At 59.1% G+C, this 16689-nt stretch carries 15 protein-coding genes; 13 read left to right on the top strand and 2 right to left on the bottom strand.

Annotated elements, in window-relative coordinates; all coding sequences use genetic code 11:
- Positions 1-9: 9 nt before the first annotated feature.
- From hrcA to C0039_RS04480, 13 genes are all read left to right on the top strand, one after another.
- Positions 10-1044 carry a heat-inducible transcriptional repressor HrcA gene (gene hrcA, locus C0039_RS04540; protein WP_076000317.1) on the top strand — a complete coding sequence of 345 codons (1035 nt, stop codon included), beginning with the start codon at positions 10-12 and terminating at the stop codon, positions 1042-1044.
- Positions 1045-1183: 139 nt separating this feature from the next.
- Positions 1184-1768 carry a nucleotide exchange factor GrpE gene (gene grpE / locus C0039_RS04535; RefSeq protein ID WP_076000318.1) on the top strand — a complete coding sequence of 195 codons (585 nt, stop codon included), beginning with the start codon at positions 1184-1186 and terminating at the stop codon, positions 1766-1768.
- An 86-nt stretch (positions 1769-1854) separates the two neighbouring features.
- On the top strand, positions 1855-3789 hold the full coding sequence (dnaK, locus tag C0039_RS04530; protein ID WP_076000319.1) for a molecular chaperone DnaK: 1935 nt from the start codon (positions 1855-1857) through the stop codon (positions 3787-3789).
- Positions 3790-3975: 186 nt separating this feature from the next.
- Positions 3976-5112, top strand: a complete 1137-nt coding sequence (gene dnaJ, locus C0039_RS04525; protein ID WP_101517361.1) for a molecular chaperone DnaJ — start codon at positions 3976-3978, stop codon at positions 5110-5112.
- Complete coding sequence (gene dapB, locus C0039_RS04520) at positions 5109-5918, top strand: 4-hydroxy-tetrahydrodipicolinate reductase (RefSeq protein ID WP_101517360.1); 810 nt, start codon at positions 5109-5111, stop codon at positions 5916-5918. The genes dnaJ and dapB overlap by 4 nt, the downstream gene beginning before the upstream one ends.
- Before the next feature lie 110 nt (positions 5919-6028).
- Positions 6029-6883, top strand: a complete 855-nt coding sequence (gene trxA, locus C0039_RS04515) for a thioredoxin (RefSeq protein WP_101517359.1) — start codon at positions 6029-6031, stop codon at positions 6881-6883.
- A gap of 52 nt (positions 6884-6935) precedes the next feature.
- Positions 6936-7940, top strand: coding sequence for a glycosyltransferase family 2 protein (locus tag C0039_RS04510; RefSeq protein WP_076000323.1), 1005 nt, complete (start codon positions 6936-6938; stop codon positions 7938-7940).
- Between the two features lie 129 nt (positions 7941-8069).
- Positions 8070-9254, top strand: coding sequence for an acyl-CoA dehydrogenase family protein (locus C0039_RS04505; protein ID WP_076000324.1), 1185 nt, complete (start codon positions 8070-8072; stop codon positions 9252-9254).
- A 16-nt stretch (positions 9255-9270) separates the two neighbouring features.
- Positions 9271-10407: an acyl-CoA dehydrogenase family protein gene (locus tag C0039_RS04500; RefSeq protein ID WP_101517358.1), complete on the top strand. Its 1137-nt coding sequence runs from the start codon at positions 9271-9273 to the stop codon at positions 10405-10407.
- Between the two features lie 64 nt (positions 10408-10471).
- The gene (locus tag C0039_RS04495; protein WP_101517357.1) at positions 10472-11512 is read left to right on the top strand and encodes an LLM class F420-dependent oxidoreductase; all 1041 of its coding nucleotides are present in this window, start codon (positions 10472-10474) and stop codon (positions 11510-11512) included.
- Positions 11512-12303 carry an SDR family oxidoreductase gene (locus C0039_RS04490; protein ID WP_101517356.1) on the top strand — a complete coding sequence of 264 codons (792 nt, stop codon included), beginning with the start codon at positions 11512-11514 and terminating at the stop codon, positions 12301-12303. Before C0039_RS04495 ends, C0039_RS04490 begins: the two co-directional genes overlap by 1 nt.
- Complete coding sequence (gene aceK, locus C0039_RS04485; protein WP_243391551.1) at positions 12300-14051, top strand: bifunctional isocitrate dehydrogenase kinase/phosphatase; 1752 nt, start codon at positions 12300-12302, stop codon at positions 14049-14051. Before C0039_RS04490 ends, aceK begins: the two co-directional genes overlap by 4 nt.
- Complete coding sequence (locus C0039_RS04480; protein WP_101517355.1) at positions 14051-14758, top strand: histidine phosphatase family protein; 708 nt, start codon at positions 14051-14053, stop codon at positions 14756-14758. Before aceK ends, C0039_RS04480 begins: the two co-directional genes overlap by 1 nt.
- Here C0039_RS04480 and C0039_RS04475 read toward each other — a convergent pair.
- Entirely contained in the window at positions 14755-16098 is a 1344-nt protein-coding gene (locus tag C0039_RS04475; RefSeq protein WP_101517354.1) for an MATE family efflux transporter, read from the bottom strand. The genes C0039_RS04480 and C0039_RS04475 overlap by 4 nt on opposite strands.
- Entirely contained in the window at positions 16095-16676 is a 582-nt protein-coding gene (locus tag C0039_RS04470; RefSeq protein ID WP_076000330.1) for a DNA-3-methyladenine glycosylase I, read from the bottom strand. Before C0039_RS04470 ends, C0039_RS04475 begins: the two co-directional genes overlap by 4 nt.
- Between the last annotated feature and the right edge of the window lie 13 nt (positions 16677-16689).

The following is a 16689-nucleotide window of genomic DNA, read 5'->3' as shown; positions in this document are numbered from 1 at the left end:
CAGGCTGATATGAGTAGCGACGCAATTTCGGAACGGGCCAGTATTCTGCTGAAGACACTGGTACAGCGGCACATCCGTGATGGGCAGCCGGTGGGGTCCCGAACCCTGATGGAAGAGGCTGGCTTGCCGGTCAGTGCCGCGACCGTGCGCAATGTTATGTCAGACCTCGAAGAACGGGGCTTCCTGATCTCCCCCCACACCTCAGCCGGACGTATTCCCACCGCCATGGGGTACCGCCTGTTTGTCGACTCCATGTTGCAGGTCCAGCCGCTGCAGCAGGAGGCGATGTCGGTATTGCGCAACGAGCTTCACCCGGATAAATCCTCCGCTGAACTGGTGCAGAGCGCCTCGACCCTGCTGGCCAGTATCACCGCCCAGGCCGGCCTGGTGACGGTGCCGCGCCAGGAGGCCGGCCAGCTGCGCCAGGTGGAATTCCTGCCCCTGTCCGGCGACCGCGTGCTGGTTATCCTGGTGATCAACGAGCGCGAGGTGCAGAACCGCATCATTCACACTCAGCGGCCTTTTACCGAGGAGCAGCTGCGTGAGGCGGCGAATATGGTGAACCAGCGCTTTGCCGGTCATCCGCTGCAGAACGTGCAGGCGCAGATCCTCCATGAGATGGAAGAGGCGCGCAGCCAGATCGACGGTTACATGCAGGCGGCACTGGACCTGGCCAATAAGGCCCTGGACCAGGACGCGCCCGAAGAAGAGTACCTGGTCGCGGGCGAGTCCAGGCTGTTGGATAACGCCACCGCCGAGGAAATGCTCAAACTGCGTGAGCTGTTTGATGCCTTCGAGCAAAAGAAAGACCTGCTGCACTTGTTGGAGCGCTGCTCCCAGGGCCAGGGTGTACAGGTATTCATCGGTGAAGAGGCCGGCTACGAGGTGTTCGGTGACTATTCCGTGGTGACCGCCCCGTACAGCGACGGTGCCCACACCCTGGGCGTGCTGGGTGTCATTGGTCCCACGCGGATGGCTTATGACCGGGTTATTCCCATCGTCGACGTCACCGCGCGCATGCTCAGCTCCGCCCTCGCCAAGTAGTTTTCAGGCCGTGATCACGGCTGCGCTGTAAAAACCCTGCCAGGCGCGGGTAAATTGCCCTTCGTTGCACTTGAATCCCCCTGATCCGTCCCCATATCGCCGGTGAACCTCTAATTTTAACGCCATATGGAGCGCAGACGTGGCCGAGCATGATCCCAAGCAGCCTGAAGCTGAAATCCAGGAAGAAAATCCAGTTACGCCCGAAGAAGAGACCGCCGCTGACGTAGCGGGAGAGGCGCCAGCCGAGGGGGCGGAGATGTCCCCGGAGGAGGAAATCGCCCGCTTGCAGGAAGAAGTGGCGCAGGCCCGTGACACCGCGCTGCGCGCGCAGGCCGACGCTCAGAACGTCAAACGCCGCGCCGAACAGGATGTGGAACGGGCGCGCAAGTTCGCCCTGGAGCGCTTTGTTGGTGAATTGCTGCCCGTGGTGGACAACCTGGAGCGCGCGCTGGAATCAGCCTCCGGAGGCGAGGAAGTGGTCAAACCCATCGCCGAGGGCGTGCAACTGACCCTGAAGAGCTTCCTCGACGCGCTGGGCAAGCAGAATATTGAAATGGTTGACCCCCAGGGCGAACCCTTCGACCCCAACCTGCACCAGGCCATGAGCATGGTGGAAAACAACGAGGTAGAGCCCAACACCGTGATCGCGGTGATGCAGAAGGGCTACACCTTGAATGGACGCCTGGTGCGTCCGGCCATGGTGATGGTCAGCAAAGGCGCGTAACGCCTTGAATTGGCCGAAACCGGCCCCACATACAGAACATCGCAATTGACACGGCGCCTGAAGCGCCAGAGAACTGGAGACAAATTATGGGCAAGATTATCGGAATCGACCTGGGTACCACTAACTCCTGTGTATCCGTGTTGGACGGCGACAAGCCTCGCGTTATCGAAAACGCCGAGGGTGATCGCACTACTCCTTCTGTTGTCGGTTACACCGAAGACGGAGAAATCCTGGTTGGCCAGAGCGCCAAGCGTCAGGCGGTTACCAACCCGCACAACACCGTTTACGCGGTAAAGCGCCTCATCGGCCGTAAGTTCAAGGACGATGTGGTACAGAAAGACATCAGCATGGTTCCCTACAAGATCATCGAAGCCGATAACGGTGACGCATGGGTAGAGGCCAAGGGCGAGAAAATGGCTCCCCCGCAGGTGTCAGCCGAAGTCCTGCGCAAGATGAAGAAGACCGCCGAGGAATTCCTGGGTGAGCCGGTTACCGAGGCTGTTATCACCGTTCCCGCCTACTTCAACGACTCCCAGCGCCAGGCGACCAAGGACGCGGGCAAGATCGCCGGTCTGGACGTAAAGCGCATCATTAACGAGCCCACCGCGGCGGCACTGGCCTATGGCATGGACAAGGCCAAGGGTGATCACACTATCGCGGTCTACGACCTCGGTGGCGGTACTTTCGATATCTCCATCATCGAGATTGCCGAAGTCGACGGCGAGCACCAGTTTGAAGTGTTGTCCACCAACGGTGACACCTTCCTTGGTGGTGAAGACTTTGACATGCGCCTGATCGAGTACCTGGCGGAAGAGTTCAAGAAAGAGAGTGGTATCGACCTGCACAGCGATCCCCTGGCCCTGCAGCGCCTGAAAGAGGCTGCCGAGAAAGCCAAGATCGAGCTGTCCAGCTCACAGCAGACCGAGGTGAACCTGCCTTACATTACTGCTGATGCGACCGGCCCCAAGCACCTGGTGGTGAAGCTGAGCCGCGCCAAGCTGGAGTCACTGGTTGAAGAGTTGGTCAAGCGTTCCATGGAGCCTGTGAAACTGGCACTGAAAGACGCTGGCCTGTCTCCTTCCGAGATCGACGACGTGATTCTGGTAGGCGGTCAGACTCGCATGCCGATGGTACAAAAAGTTGTAGCGGACTACTTCGGCAAAGAGCCGCGCAAGGACGTGAACCCCGACGAAGCCGTTGCCATGGGTGCTTCTATCCAGGGTGCCGTATTGTCCGGTGATGTGAAAGACGTACTGCTGCTGGACGTGACTCCGCTGACCCTGGGTATCGAGACCATGGGTGGCGTGGCCACACCGCTGATCGAGAAGAACACGACTATCCCCACCAAGAAGTCGCAGACCTTCTCTACCGCGGACGACAACCAGACGGCGGTAACCATTCACGTGGTACAGGGCGAGCGCAAGCAGGCGGGACAGAACAAGTCGCTGGGTCGATTCGACCTCGCCGACATTCCCCCGGCACCGCGCGGCATGCCGCAGATTGAGGTGACCTTCGACCTGGACGCCAACGGTATCCTGCATGTCTCTGCGCAGGACAAGGCAACCGGCAAGGAGCAGTCGATCCGCATTACCGCTTCTGGCGGCCTGTCTGACGAAGACATCGAAAAGATGGTGGCGGATGCCGAGGCCAACGCCGATGCCGATGCCAAGTTCGAGGAGCTGATCACCGCGCGCAATACCTGCGACGGCTTGATCCACGCTGCCAAGAAAACCATCGAGGAAGCGGGCGAGCACGCCTCTGACGAAGAGAAAGCGGCTATCGAAGCTGCGATCACTGAAGCAGAAGAAGCGATGAAGGCTGACGACAAGGACACCATCGACGCGGCGGCCACCAAGCTGACCGAGGCGACAAGTCCGGTAGCGCAGAAGATGTACGCTGCCCAGGCTGAACAGGCTCAGGCGGGTGCCGCTGAGGGCGACGCAGGCCAGGAGTCCGGCGGAGCAGCTGACGACGCTGTCGATGCCGAGTTCGAAGAGGTCAAGGAAGACGATAAGAAGTAAAATGCTGGGCTTCGGCCCACCATGGTCATCGCCGCGCCGGGCGCAAAGTCACCAGACGATGCGCTAACGCGGGGATAAAAACCTCGTCATTCCCGCGTAGGCGGGAATCCAGCAGCCTCGGCACTGGGTTCTCACCTTCGCGGGTTTAACGGTTTCTAGAGACGAAAAAAAAAGCACCGAACAGCTATGTCAAAACGCGACTATTACGAAATTCTCGGGGTCGGTAAAAGTGCCGACGAGAAAGACATCAAGAAGGCCTATCGCCGCGAGGCGATGAAATACCATCCCGACCGCAACCCGGACGACCCAAAGGCCGAAGAGAAGTTCAAGGACGCGACCGAAGCATACGATGTCCTCATGGACAGAGAGAAACGCCAGGCCTACGACCAGTTCGGTCACGCTGGTGTAGACCCGAATATGGGCGGCGGTGCCGGCGGCTTTGGCGGCGGCAGCTTCAGCGACATCTTTGGTGACGTGTTCGGCGACATCTTCGGCGGCGGTGGTGGCCGCGGAGGCCGCGGCGGTCCGCAGCGCGGCTCTGACCTGCGCTATACCCTGGACATCTCCCTGGAAAATGCCGTCAAGGGCACAACGGTCGAGATTCGTGTCCCCAGCCTGTCCAACTGCGAAACCTGCGACGGTTCCGGTGCCAAGAAAGGTTCCAGCCCCGAGACCTGCACCACCTGCGGCGGTGTGGGCCAGGTGCGGATGCAGCAGGGCCTGTTCCAGGTGCAGCAGACCTGTCCCGCCTGTCGCGGCCAGGGCCAGACGATTTCCGACCCCTGTAATACCTGCCACGGCCAGGGTCGCGTGGAAAAAACCCGCACACTTTCGGTGAAGGTTCCCCCCGGTGTGGACACCGGTGACCGTATTCGCCTGTCCGGCGAGGGTGAGGCTGGCCCGCACGGTGGTCCGGCCGGTGACCTGTTCGTACAGATGTCCGTCAAGCAACACCCCATTTTCGAACGCGATGGCAAAAACCTGTACTGCGAAGTGCCGATCACCTTTGTCGATGCTGCGCTTGGCGGTGAATTGGAAGTGCCGACCCTGGACGGGCGGGTGAAATTGAAAATTCCCGCGGAAACGCAAACCGGAAAGCTCTTCCGCCTGCGCGGCAAGGGTGTAAAGCCGGTGCGCGGTGGCAGCGTGGGCGACCTGCTCTGTCGGGCGGTGGTGGAAACCCCCGTCAACCTGAACAAGCGACAGAAAGAGTTGCTGGAAGAGTTGGCCGAGACCCTGGGCAAGGACGGTAAACGCCAGTCCCCTCGCCAGCACAGCTGGTTCGAAGGGGTGAAGAATTTCTTTGACGATATGACATCATGACGACACGAGTAGGCATCACCGGCGCCGCCGGACGCATGGGTAAAACACTGATCGAGGCGATTGCGCTTGCTGCTGGCGACCTCACTCTTGCCGCCGCTATCGAACGGCCCGAGAGCAGCCTGGTCGGTGCCGACTCTGGCGAACTGGCCGGGCAGGGCCGCAACGGCGTTCCCGTTGTTGGTGCGCTGGAGGAGGTGATAGCTGATATCGATGTACTGATTGACTTCACGGTTCCCGATGCAACCACCGCCAACGTGCAGACCTGTGTAGAGCATGGAGTGGCCATTGTTATCGGGACCACCGGCTTTACCGCCCCGCAGCAGGCAGTGCTCGATGCCGCTGCAGCGCAGATACCGATGTGCAAGGCATCCAACTTCAGCACCGGGGTGAACCTGTGCTTCAAGCTGCTGGATATGGCGGCAAGGGTGTTGGGTGACGACGTGGACATCGAAGTCTACGAGGCACATCATCGCCACAAGATCGATGCACCCTCCGGCACTGCGCTCAGCATGGGGCAGGTGGTTGCCGACGCGCTGGGACGTGACCTGGACAAGGTTGCGGTGTACGGCAGGGAAGGCCAGACCGGCGCCCGCGACCGGGAGACCATCGGCTTTGCCACGGTGCGTGCCGGCGATATCGTTGGCGATCACACAGTGACCTTCGCCGCTGACGGAGAGCGTGTGGAGATTACTCACAAGGCCTCCAGCCGTATGTCATTTGCCCGCGGTGCCGTGCGCGCCGCCGGCTGGTTGAAGTCCGCGGATGCGGGCCTGTACGATATGCAGGATGTACTGGGATTGAAATGATTCCGTTCTCCCCGTGAAGACGGGGAGGCGATGCTGGCCAGTAAAGTGCCGGTGATAGCGACAAGAGAAGGCCTCTTGGCAAGAACAAGGTAGCAGAGAAGGAGCGACAGTTGAGCGAGCATATCGTCAATATCGATGAAACCAACGCCGCGGCGTTGTTGATCGACGAATCCCACAAGCGCCCGGTTGTGGTGGACTTCTGGGCGGACTGGTGTGAGCCCTGCAAGGTGCTGATGCCCATGCTGGAAAAGATCGCCACAGAATATAACGGCGCCTTTCTGCTGGCCAAGGTCAACGCGGACGAGCAGGGCGGGATCGCCCAGCAGTTCGGCGTGCGCAGCCTGCCCACGGTCATGGTGATTCAGGATGGCCAGCCGGTGGATGGCTTCGCCGGCGCCCAGCCGGAGAATGCGGTACGTGAATTACTGGGCAAATACCTGCCCAAGCCCTGGGACGGGCTGCTGCAGCTGGCCCAGGAAGCCATCGACGAGGGTGACTTCGCCCGCGCCCTGACGCCTCTGCGCCAGGCCTGGGATGAGTCCGGGCAGCTGTACGAGATCACCGTGATGTATGTCCACGCCCTGATCGAGTGCCTGCGCCTCGACGAAGCACAGACCCTGCTGGACGGCGTGCGCATGGCGGACCAGGATGCGGCCTTTGAACAATTGAAAGCGCAGCTGGAAATCAAACGCGAGGCGGCCAAGTCGCCGGAAATCGACGCCCTGGAGCAGAAGCTGGCAGCCAATCCGGACGATCTGGATGTGCGCCACCAGTTGGCCGTGCAGTTCACCAACGCCGGTCAGTTCAAGGAGGCCATGGAGCACCTGGTGACGATTCTGCAAAAGGACCTGGACCACGCTGACGGCGCGACCAAAAAGTCATTGCTCGACACCATCGCCAGCCTGGGCAAAGGCGACCCCCTGGCTGCGGAATACCAGCGCAGGCTTTACAGCCTGCTTTACTGAGCGGCAACGGGTAATTCCCCTGGACACCGCGCCCTGCACCCTCTCGCTGTGCATGATCGTGAAGAACGAATCCTTCTTCCTCCGTGATTGTTTGCGTCAGGCCGCGCCCTATGTAGACGAAATTGTCGTTGTCGATACCGGCTCCGAGGACGATACCCGGGCAATCGCCGGGGAGTTTACCGACAAGGTATATGACTTCGCCTGGCAGGATCACTTCGCCGATGCGCGCAATTATTCACTGGACCAGGCCAGTGGCGACTGGATCATCGTGCTGGACGCCGATGAGGTTATTGCCCCCGAAGACTGGCAGGCCTTGCGCGAGCAGATCAAAGACGCGGCAAACGACGCCTACTTCCTCTGCCAGTACAATTACAGTGTTGAGCCCCTGGACAAGAACTGGGTGCCGCTGGCAGGCAAGACCGCCTATTCCCGTCATTACAGCGGTTACCGTCGCAACCCCATCGCCAGGCTGTTTCGCAACCGCGATAGCATCCGCTACCAGGGGCGCGTTCACGAGGTTATCGATAAGACCCTGCCGGCGGGTCGCTTTCGGCATCTCGACATTCCCATCCATCACCATATGGATGAGGACCCCACCAAGAAGCAGGCCCAGCGCCAGCTCAATTACCTGCGTATTATCGAGCAGGACCTGGAGAACGAAACCGACGGTCGCCTGTGGACTGCGGCTGGCAGTATCTGCCTGTATTACGCCGATGACCTGCCCCGGGCGATACGCTACCTGCAGCGCGCGGTAGATCTGGGTCACAAGGTGAACGAAAACCGTGAGTTCATCGCCGAGGCGCGGTACCGGCAGGGCGAGCTGGACCAGGCCTACGAGGACTATCTGGCGTTGTATCAAGCCGGCTACCGGACCCTGAATGTGCTCAATAACCTGGCCAATCTGGCAGTAAAACGTGGCCGGCACGGGTTCGCCGCAGACCTGCTGGAAGAGGGGCTCGCGCAGGGGGTCAGCGACTACCAGGTGCGGATGCGTCTCGAACACAATATCCGCTACCTGCGAGAGCAGACCAACGACGACACCGGCACCGACAGCTAGAGTGCGCTGCGGTCAATTTTCGTGATCGCTGTCAACATTGTGCCGCCGGGCGGCTGGGGCTAGGGTAACTGACCCAAATTTGCGGCTTTGCCGTAACTTAAGTAGTCCAACAGCCAAGGAGTAAGCGCAGTGGATACCGCATTTGCACCGGAAGATATCGCCTTCCGCGAGGAAGTCATCGAGTTCTTTGATTCAGCCTACGATGACGAGCTCGACGCCCGCCTGAATAACCCCGACCCGGCTATTTTCCAGCCGGCGATTGTTGAGTGGCAGAAGCGCCTGAACGAGCGTGGCTGGATCGCCCCCGGCTGGCCCAAAGAGTATGGCGGCACCGGCTGGGATGACACCAAGGCTTTTATCTATGAGAGCGAGCGCGCCAGCCGGGGTATCCGCGACGTCATACCCTTCGGACTGAAAATGGTCGGGCCGGTCATCTATACCTTCGGCACAGACGAGCAGAAAGAGCGTTTCCTGCCCCCCATCCTTTCCAGCGATGAGTGGTGGTGCCAGGGCTATTCTGAGCCCGGCGCCGGTTCTGACCTGGCGTCACTGAAAACCCGTGCGGTGCGCGAGGGCGACGAATACGTGGTTACGGGCGCCAAGATCTGGACCAGCTATGCGCAGTTCGCTGACTGGATTTTCTGCCTGGTCCGCACCAGCACAGAAGGCAAGAAGCAGGCTGGAATCAGCTTCCTGCTGATCGACATGAAGAGCCCCGGGATCAAGATTAACCCTATTGTCTCCATCGACGCGCACCACAGTCTCAATGAGGTGGAATTCAACGACGTGCGGGTGCCGGTCGCCAATCGCATTGGTGAGGAGAACCAGGGCTGGACCTACGCCAAGGCGCTACTTGCCCACGAGCGCACAGCAATTGCCGGTGTTGCCGATTCCAAGCGCGGGTTGGAGTTGATCAAAGGCTTTGCCAGAGAGGAAGTGAACGCGGGTAAGCGACTGATTGATGACCCCTTGTTCCAGAAGCGCCTGTCGGATATTGAGATAGACCTGATGGCGCTGGAATTCACCGAGTTGCGCGTCCTTGCCTCGGTTGCGGCCGGTGGTGCGCCGGGGGCGGAGTCATCCCTGCTCAAGATTCGCGGTACAGAAATGCAGCAGGCGGTGCAGGAGTTGATGATGGATGTCGCTGCGCACTACCAGGGCGTGCTTCCGGGTGGCCCGGATCCAGAGGTGCTGGGGCACGGCTTTGGTACCAAGGCATTCAAGAGCTACATGTATGGTCGTGCCTCCACCATTTACGGTGGATCCAACGAGGTGCAGAAAAATATTATCGCCAAGGCCGTTCTGGGCCTGTAACACGCGGAGATAGAACATGAATTTTGATTTTACAGAAGAGCAGGTAATGCTTCGCGACAGCGTGGCGCGCTATGTACAGGACGATTACGACTGGGAAACGCGTGTCGCCATCGCCAATTCAGAAGAGGGCATGGACCGCGCGCGCTGGCAGACCTTTGCCGAGCTGGGCTGGCTGTCCATCCCCTTTGCCGAGGAGCATGGCGGCTTTGGCGGCAACGCTGTGGACGTGATGGTGGTGATGGAAGAGCTGGGCAAGGGCCTGGTGCTTGAGCCCTACCTGGCTACCGTGTTGCTCTACGGCGGTCTGCTGCAGAAAGGTGGCAGTGCCGAGCTACAGGCGGCGCAGATCCCCTCCATTATTGATGGCAGTAGCCTGGGGGCTTTCGCTTACCTTGAGCGCCAGGGTCGCTATGAGCTTGCCGATGTGAAGACCAGTGCGACCGCCAGCGATGACGGCTTCGTGCTCAATGGCGAGAAAGTGGTGGTGTTGAACGGTGCCAACGCAGACCAGTTCATTGTTTCCGCGCGCACCAGCGGCGAGCAGAGCGACGAGCAGGGTATCAGCCTTTTCCTGGTGCCTGCCGATGCCGCCGGCCTGGAGCGCATTGATTACCGCATGATGGACGGCCAGCGCGTGGCCAATGTGGTGCTCAAGAACGTCAAGGTTCCCGCCGGCAACCTGGTGGGAGAGCTGAACGCTGGCTACTCATTGATTGACCAGGTCGTGATGGAGGCCAACCTGGCGCTGTCCGCAGAAGCCCTGGGTATTATGCAGCAGCTCAACGCCAAGACGGTGGAGTACACCAGGACCCGCGAGCAATTCGGTGTTGCCATCAGCAGTTTCCAGGCGCTGCAGCACCGGATGGTGGATACCTTCATCAGCTACGAACAGGCCAAGTCCCTGCTGTATAGAGCGGTGTGCGCACTCACCGATGATCAGGAAGACGAGGCGCAGGCTATTCACGCTTTGCGTGTGTTGCTGGACAAGGCAGGCAAGCACATCTTCGGTGAGGCCATTCAGCTTCACGGCGGCATGGGCATTACCGACGAGCTGGACATCGGCCACTACGCCAAGCGGCTGATGATGATCAACACTACCTTTGGTAATGGCGACTATCATCAGGCACAATTCAACGCTCTGCGCTATAACTGACAGACCCCTTGCGAGCGCCCTTTCGCACTGCGGAAGGGTGTCGCCTTTTGAGGAGAAGTGATAAATGAAACTGGGTATTCTGCTGGGCTATTCCGGCAAGCAAATTCAAATCCCCATGGACCTGATTCGACATGCCGAGTCACTGGGATACGATTCCGTATGGACCGCTGAGGCCTATGGTAACGATGCGGTCACCTCGGCCAGCTGGGTGCTGGCGCAGACCGAAAAGATCAAGGTAGGTACCGCGATCATGCAGATGCCGGCACGTACCCCGGCGATGGCAGCGATGACCGCCATGTCACTGGACCAGCTCTCCGGCGGGCGCTTCATTGTTGGTCTGGGTGCTTCCGGCCCGCAGGTGGTCGAGGGTTGGCACGGCGTGCCCTACGGCAAGCCCGTTACCCGCACCCGGGAATACATCAAGATCATGCGTGCGATCATGGAGCGTGAAGGCCCCGTGGAGTTCGATGGCAATATGTACCATTTGCCCAACAAGGGCGAGGGCACCACGGGACTGGGCAAGCCGCTGAAGTCCATTCTCGACGCCAACCCCAATATTCCAATTTATACTGCCTCCATCACGCCCGCCGGCCTGCGGTGTGCCGGTGAGGTGGCCGACGGTGTGTTCCCGGTATGGATGGATCCCAACAAGTACGGGATCATTGGCGAGCATATTGAAAAGGGCTTTGCCAAGGCAGGGGGTGGCAAGGGATTGAGCGACTTCAATATTGCGCCCTTTGTGTCTGTGGCGATGGATGACGACCTTGATGCCGCTTTTGATTCGCTGCGCCCGTGGTTGGGCCTGTACATCGGCGGCATGGGTGCCAAGGGCAAAAACTTCTACCATGATTACGCCACACGCCTGGGCTACGGCGAGGCGGCCGACAAGATTCAGGATCTGTACTTGTCTGGTAAGCAGGCTGAAGCCTGTGCCGAGGTGCCGCGCGAGCTGATTGACGAGGTTGCCCTGGTAGGCTCCAAGGACCGCATCCGTGATCGTCTTGGCGCCTGGAAGGAAGCCGGCGAAAAAGGTCACGTCACCACCATGCTGCTGGGCGTTCATGATCCGGAAGTACTGGAGCTCTTCGCCGAGGAAATGCTCTGATGGATGTAGCCGGTAAGGTAGTGGTTGTTACCGGCGGCGCCAACGGCATAGGGCGTGCACTGTGCGAGCGATTTCATGCCGCCGGTGCCCGCAAAGTGGTGGTTGTTGACCTCGAAGAGGACAACGCCCGTACCGTGGCACAAACGTTGGATGGCGACGCATACGGCGTCGACGTGCGCGAAGAGGCGGCGATAGCCGCCATGGTGGCACAGGTTGAAGCAGACCACGGCCAGATAGACCTGTTTTGCAGTAACGCGGGCATTATCGCGCTGGACGGCGAGCCGTGGTGGGCGACGTCTGCCCCTAACGAAACCTGGCAGGCAATGTGGGATATTCACGTGATGTCCCATGTGTACGCGGCGCGCGCCTGCCTGCCCGCCATGCTGGCGCGCAGTGACGGCTACTTCCTCAATACCGCCTCAGCAGCGGGCCTCCTCAACCCGATCGGCGACGCCGCCTATTCCACCACCAAACACGCGGCGGTGGGTTTTGCCGAGGCATTGGCGATCACCCATGGAGATGATGGCATAGGTGTGTCCGTGCTCTGTCCGCAGGCGGTTGCCACGCGGATGATCGGCGATACCGGGGACGGCGGCACAGCCGGTGTCGACGGTGTGCTGACCCCGGAAGACGTTGCCGAGGAAGTGATTACCGCGCTGGCGGAACGGCGTTTCCTGGTCCTGCCGCATAAGGAGGTGCAGGCCTACCGCGAGCGCAAGGCCGAGGATTATGACCGCTGGCTGAGCGGCATGCGTAAACTGCGCCGGGCCACAGGCAACCCGGCAATATGATGAGTAAAAATATCCAGGGTCTGGAACGTAAGGAACGTTTCGCCAGGACCATCCTCAATGGGTTTGAGGCGTTCTTCTGCGAGTTCCAGAATATTACCCTTGCCGCCAAGACGCGCTTTGAAAATGCCGATTGGCGGGGTATGCAAGAGTCGGCCACCCGCCGTATTGACCTGCGTAAGGAAAAAACCGCCGAGATCATTCAGTACGTTGAGCTGATCGCCGGCGAATACCTCAAGGACTATGAGTTCTGGAAGGAGGTACGCGATATCTATGCGGACATGATCGAGGGCCACAACAACTTCGAGATTGCCGAAACGTTTTTCAACTCGGTTTTCTGCGCCGTGTTCGAACACCGCATGATTCGCAATGACTACGCCTTTGTGTTTTCACCGCATGGTGATATGCCACCGGCGGATGTCAGTTCCGTGTATCGCACCTATCAGGTAGAGGACTCGCTGGATACAGTGTGGGAAGCGATCCTCACTGACTATTCCTTCGATATTCCCTATGAGGACCTCGGCCGCGACGTACGCAATATCATGCAGGTGGTGGACAGTTACCTGCGTTTGCACTTTACGCTGGATGGCGATGAAGTGCAGTTTCAGGTGCTTGAGCATCACTTTTTCCGCAACAAGGGCGCCTACATCGTTGGCCGTATCGTCAATGGTGAAGATTCCATGCCGTTTGTGCTGCCCGTGTTACACAACGAGGAAGGCGCGGTTTACGTAGACACGGTGCTGTTTGGCTCCGACAAGATCAGCGTGGTCTTCAGTTTTACGCGGTCCTACTTTTTTGTCGATGCGAGCATTCCGTCTGCCTACGTATTGTTCCTGCAGCAGTTAATGCCCGCCAAGCCCATCTCCGAGATCTACAGTGCGATGGGTTACAACAAACACGGCAAGACCTACTACCACCGCTGTGCTTACCGTCACATGGCCAGCACAAAAGACAAGTTCATGATCGCCCCAGGAATCAAAGGCATGGTGATGTGCGTATTCACCATGCCGTCCTACGACTTTGTGTTCAAGATCATCAAGGACCGGTTCACGCCACCCAAGGAGATGACGCGACAACAGGTCAAGGACAAGTATGCGCTGGTGAAACGCTGGGACCGCGCCGGCCGCATGGCCGACACCCAGGAATTTGCCAATCTCGCTTTTGCCCGTGAGCGCTTTTCTGACGAGTTAATGGAGGAACTGTATAAGGTTGCACCCTCCATGATTGAAGAGCACGGCAAAGTGCTGGTCATCAAGCACGTTTACGTGGAGCGACGCATGACTCCGCTTAACCTGTATCTGCAGGATGCGACGGACGAGCAGGTCAGGGATGTGATGGACGAGTACGGGAATGCGATCAAGCAGCTCGCTGCTGCCAATATTTTCCCCGGCGACATGCTGTTGAAGAACTTCGGTGTAACCCGTCACGGCCGTGTGGTGTTCTACGACTACGATGAGATTCAACCATTGACGGAGTGTAACTTTCGCAAGATACCGGAGCCGCGTACAGAGGCCGAAGAGATGTCCAGCAAACCGTGGTATACCGTTGGTCCCAACGATATTTTTCCGGAAGAGTTTCGCCTGTTCTTCTCCGGTAACCAGCGCGCTCGCGAGGTCTTCGACGAAATCCACAGCGACCTCTATGAGGCGTCTTTCTGGCAGGGCCTGCAGGAACAGATTCGCAGCGGCTACGTGGAAAGCTTTTACCCCTACCGTCGCAAGCTGAGTTTCGATCGTGCGGAGCATGCCTGATGGCCACGATATACCTGATTCGTCACGGGCAGGCGTCTTTTGGCGCGGCTAACTACGACCAGCTTTCCCCCCTTGGGCAATTGCAGGCGCAGCGGACCGGCCAGTACCTGGCGCGGGCCGGCGTTGATCTGGATGCAGCGTACAGCGGCGACCTCTCGCGCCAGCGCGAAACCTGCGAACGGGTTTGTGCTGAGCTGGGCGGCGGCATACCCCATACCGTGGATGTGCGTTTCAATGAAATTCGCAACGACGAACAGGTAAAGCGTCTTGCCCCCGTGGTTGCCAGCAAGGACCCGGCGATTGACGCACTGCTGCAGCGTGGACTCAGTAGTAGCAAAGACTACCAGAAGGTGATCGAGGCGGTTTTCAACCATTGGGTCAGTCACGATTGCAGTGAGTACGGTATCCAGAGCTGGGAGGAGTATTCCGCGCTGGCCAGTGACGCCCTGCTTGAGGTGATGCGCAGCGAGGGTGGCGGAAAGACCGTCGGAATCTTTACCTCCGGGGGCACTATCGCGACGATCGTCGCCCAGGTGCTCGGGCTGAATGGCGCGCAAACTTATCGCTTTTACGAGCCAATTTTTAACTGCTCGGTCACGCAGCTTTTTTACAGTGGAACGCGGGTGTCCCTCTCTTATTTCAACGACTGTTCTTTCCTGCAGATGCTTGGTCAGGAACACGGGGAAAAGCTGATCAGTTATCGTTAGCTGCTGTTCGGCATGATCCGCAATGTCAGCCATTTTCCTGAGCGATAACGTCGCAATATCATCGCCGACTTGATGACATAGTCCAGCAGCATCACTGCGAATAGCCAGGTAATCGACAAGTCCAGCGCCAGGATGATCAATGCCGGGATCAGTCTCCCGAAAATAATACCGCACAGTGTCGCTACCAGCGGGTAGCGGGTATCGCCCGCTCCGCGCAGTGCTCCTGACAGCGTTATCTCAACTGCCATGACTGGCTGCGCCAGGGCAATGAGATAAATGAAGATGACGGTGAGGTGCTGGGTCTCCGGGTCATCGATCATGAACACGGCAAGTTCGTTCGCATATGATGCCAGGAAGATGGAAAACATCGTCATGGCTGCAACTGCCATGCGCATGCCGCGCCAGCCCGCCGCTCTGGCCATTTCCGGCTCGCCGGCGCCAAGCTGTTGGCCTACCAGTGTGGCGGCCGCAATGCTGAATCCGAATCCCACCACGATCGAAAATGAAACCAGGCTGATGCCGATGCCATAGGACGCATACGCAGCCGTGCCGTATTGCCCGACGATGGAAAAGAAGGCGATAAAGGCGACCTGAATAATGCCTTGCTCCAGGACTGAAGGCGCGCCGATGGTGACTAACTGGCGCAGGGTGGGGCGGTCCAGGGTGAGCCGTTTCAGTGCCTGCAGCTTGAACTTGCCACGCCACCAGATGTAGGCGAACAGGCATGAGACCATCGCACCGGCGAAGCCGCCGCCCAGGCCAACGCCCGAGACACCCAGGGCGGGGAGGCCCGCCACGCCGTGAGCAAGCATATAGCCAAACGAGACATTGAATGTGGAGCTGAGCAACAGGAACCAGAGCGGGGTGATCACGTCCCCGGTGGCACGTAAGGCAGTGGACAAAACCATATTTATGGCCGTGAACACATTGAACAGGCCCAGCCAGAACACGAACTGCGCAGCCTGATGGGTGGTTTCGGCGTCCAGACCGAACAGTCCCGCGACGGTTTCAGGGAACAAAAGCGTGGGTAACGACAGGGTAGCGGCTACCGCCATACCCAGAGCCAGGGATGTCCAGGTGACCAGTTCTGCCTCCGCGATGCGTTGCGCTCCCCAGCTACGTGCGACCATCGCTGTGGTGGCGACAGAGACGCCCATGAGCACAGCCTGGATCAGGAAGAAAATTCGATGGCCGCTGGTTACTGCGGCCACGGCGGAATTGCCCAGACCGGAGACAATCTTGATGTGCATGAAGCCCACGGTGGCAAACAGCAGGTTGGAGATAATCGTGGGCCATGCCAGCTGCCAGACCCGGCGGCTGGTCGAAGTAAGGGAGGTCATGTTTTATCGGCCATGGCCCTGCATTCCCTGTGGCGGAAACAGTCGACGGTATGATCATTGACCATGCCGGTGGCCTGCATGTGCGCGTACATTATGGTGGATCCTACAAAGGTGAAGCCGCGCCGCTTCAGGTCCTTGCTCAGTGCGTCAGAGATAGGGGTGGTGGCGGGCACCTCTGCCATGCTCTTCCACCGGTTCTGTATCGGCACCCCATCCACGAAATCCCAGATGTAGTCAGCGAAGCTGCCCTTGTCGGCCTGGACTTCCAGAAAGGCCCGCGCGTTCTTACGAGCCCCATATACTTTCAGCCGGTTGCGGATGATGCCGGGGTTCAGTAGCAGTTTATCCAGCTTTTTGTCGCTATAGCGGGCTATCTTCCGGGCGTCAAAACCGTCGAATGCCTTGCGGTACGCTTCCCGTTTCTTGAGCACGGTGATCCAGGAGAGCCCGGCCTGCGCGCCTTCGAGAGTGATAAACTCAAACAGCGTCTGATCGTCGCGCACCGGTACTCCCCACTCTTCATCGTGGTAACTGACGTAGAGAGGGTTATCCCCACACCATGTGCAACGCTTTGACAAATTTCCGCCCCTG

The sequence above is a fragment of the Pseudohalioglobus lutimaris genome, from assembly GCF_002866825.1.
Lineage (GTDB): Bacteria > Pseudomonadota > Gammaproteobacteria > Pseudomonadales > Halieaceae > Halioglobus > Halioglobus lutimaris.
Note: the sequence above shows the minus strand (reverse complement) of the source record. Positions and strands in the feature narration are given on the sequence as shown.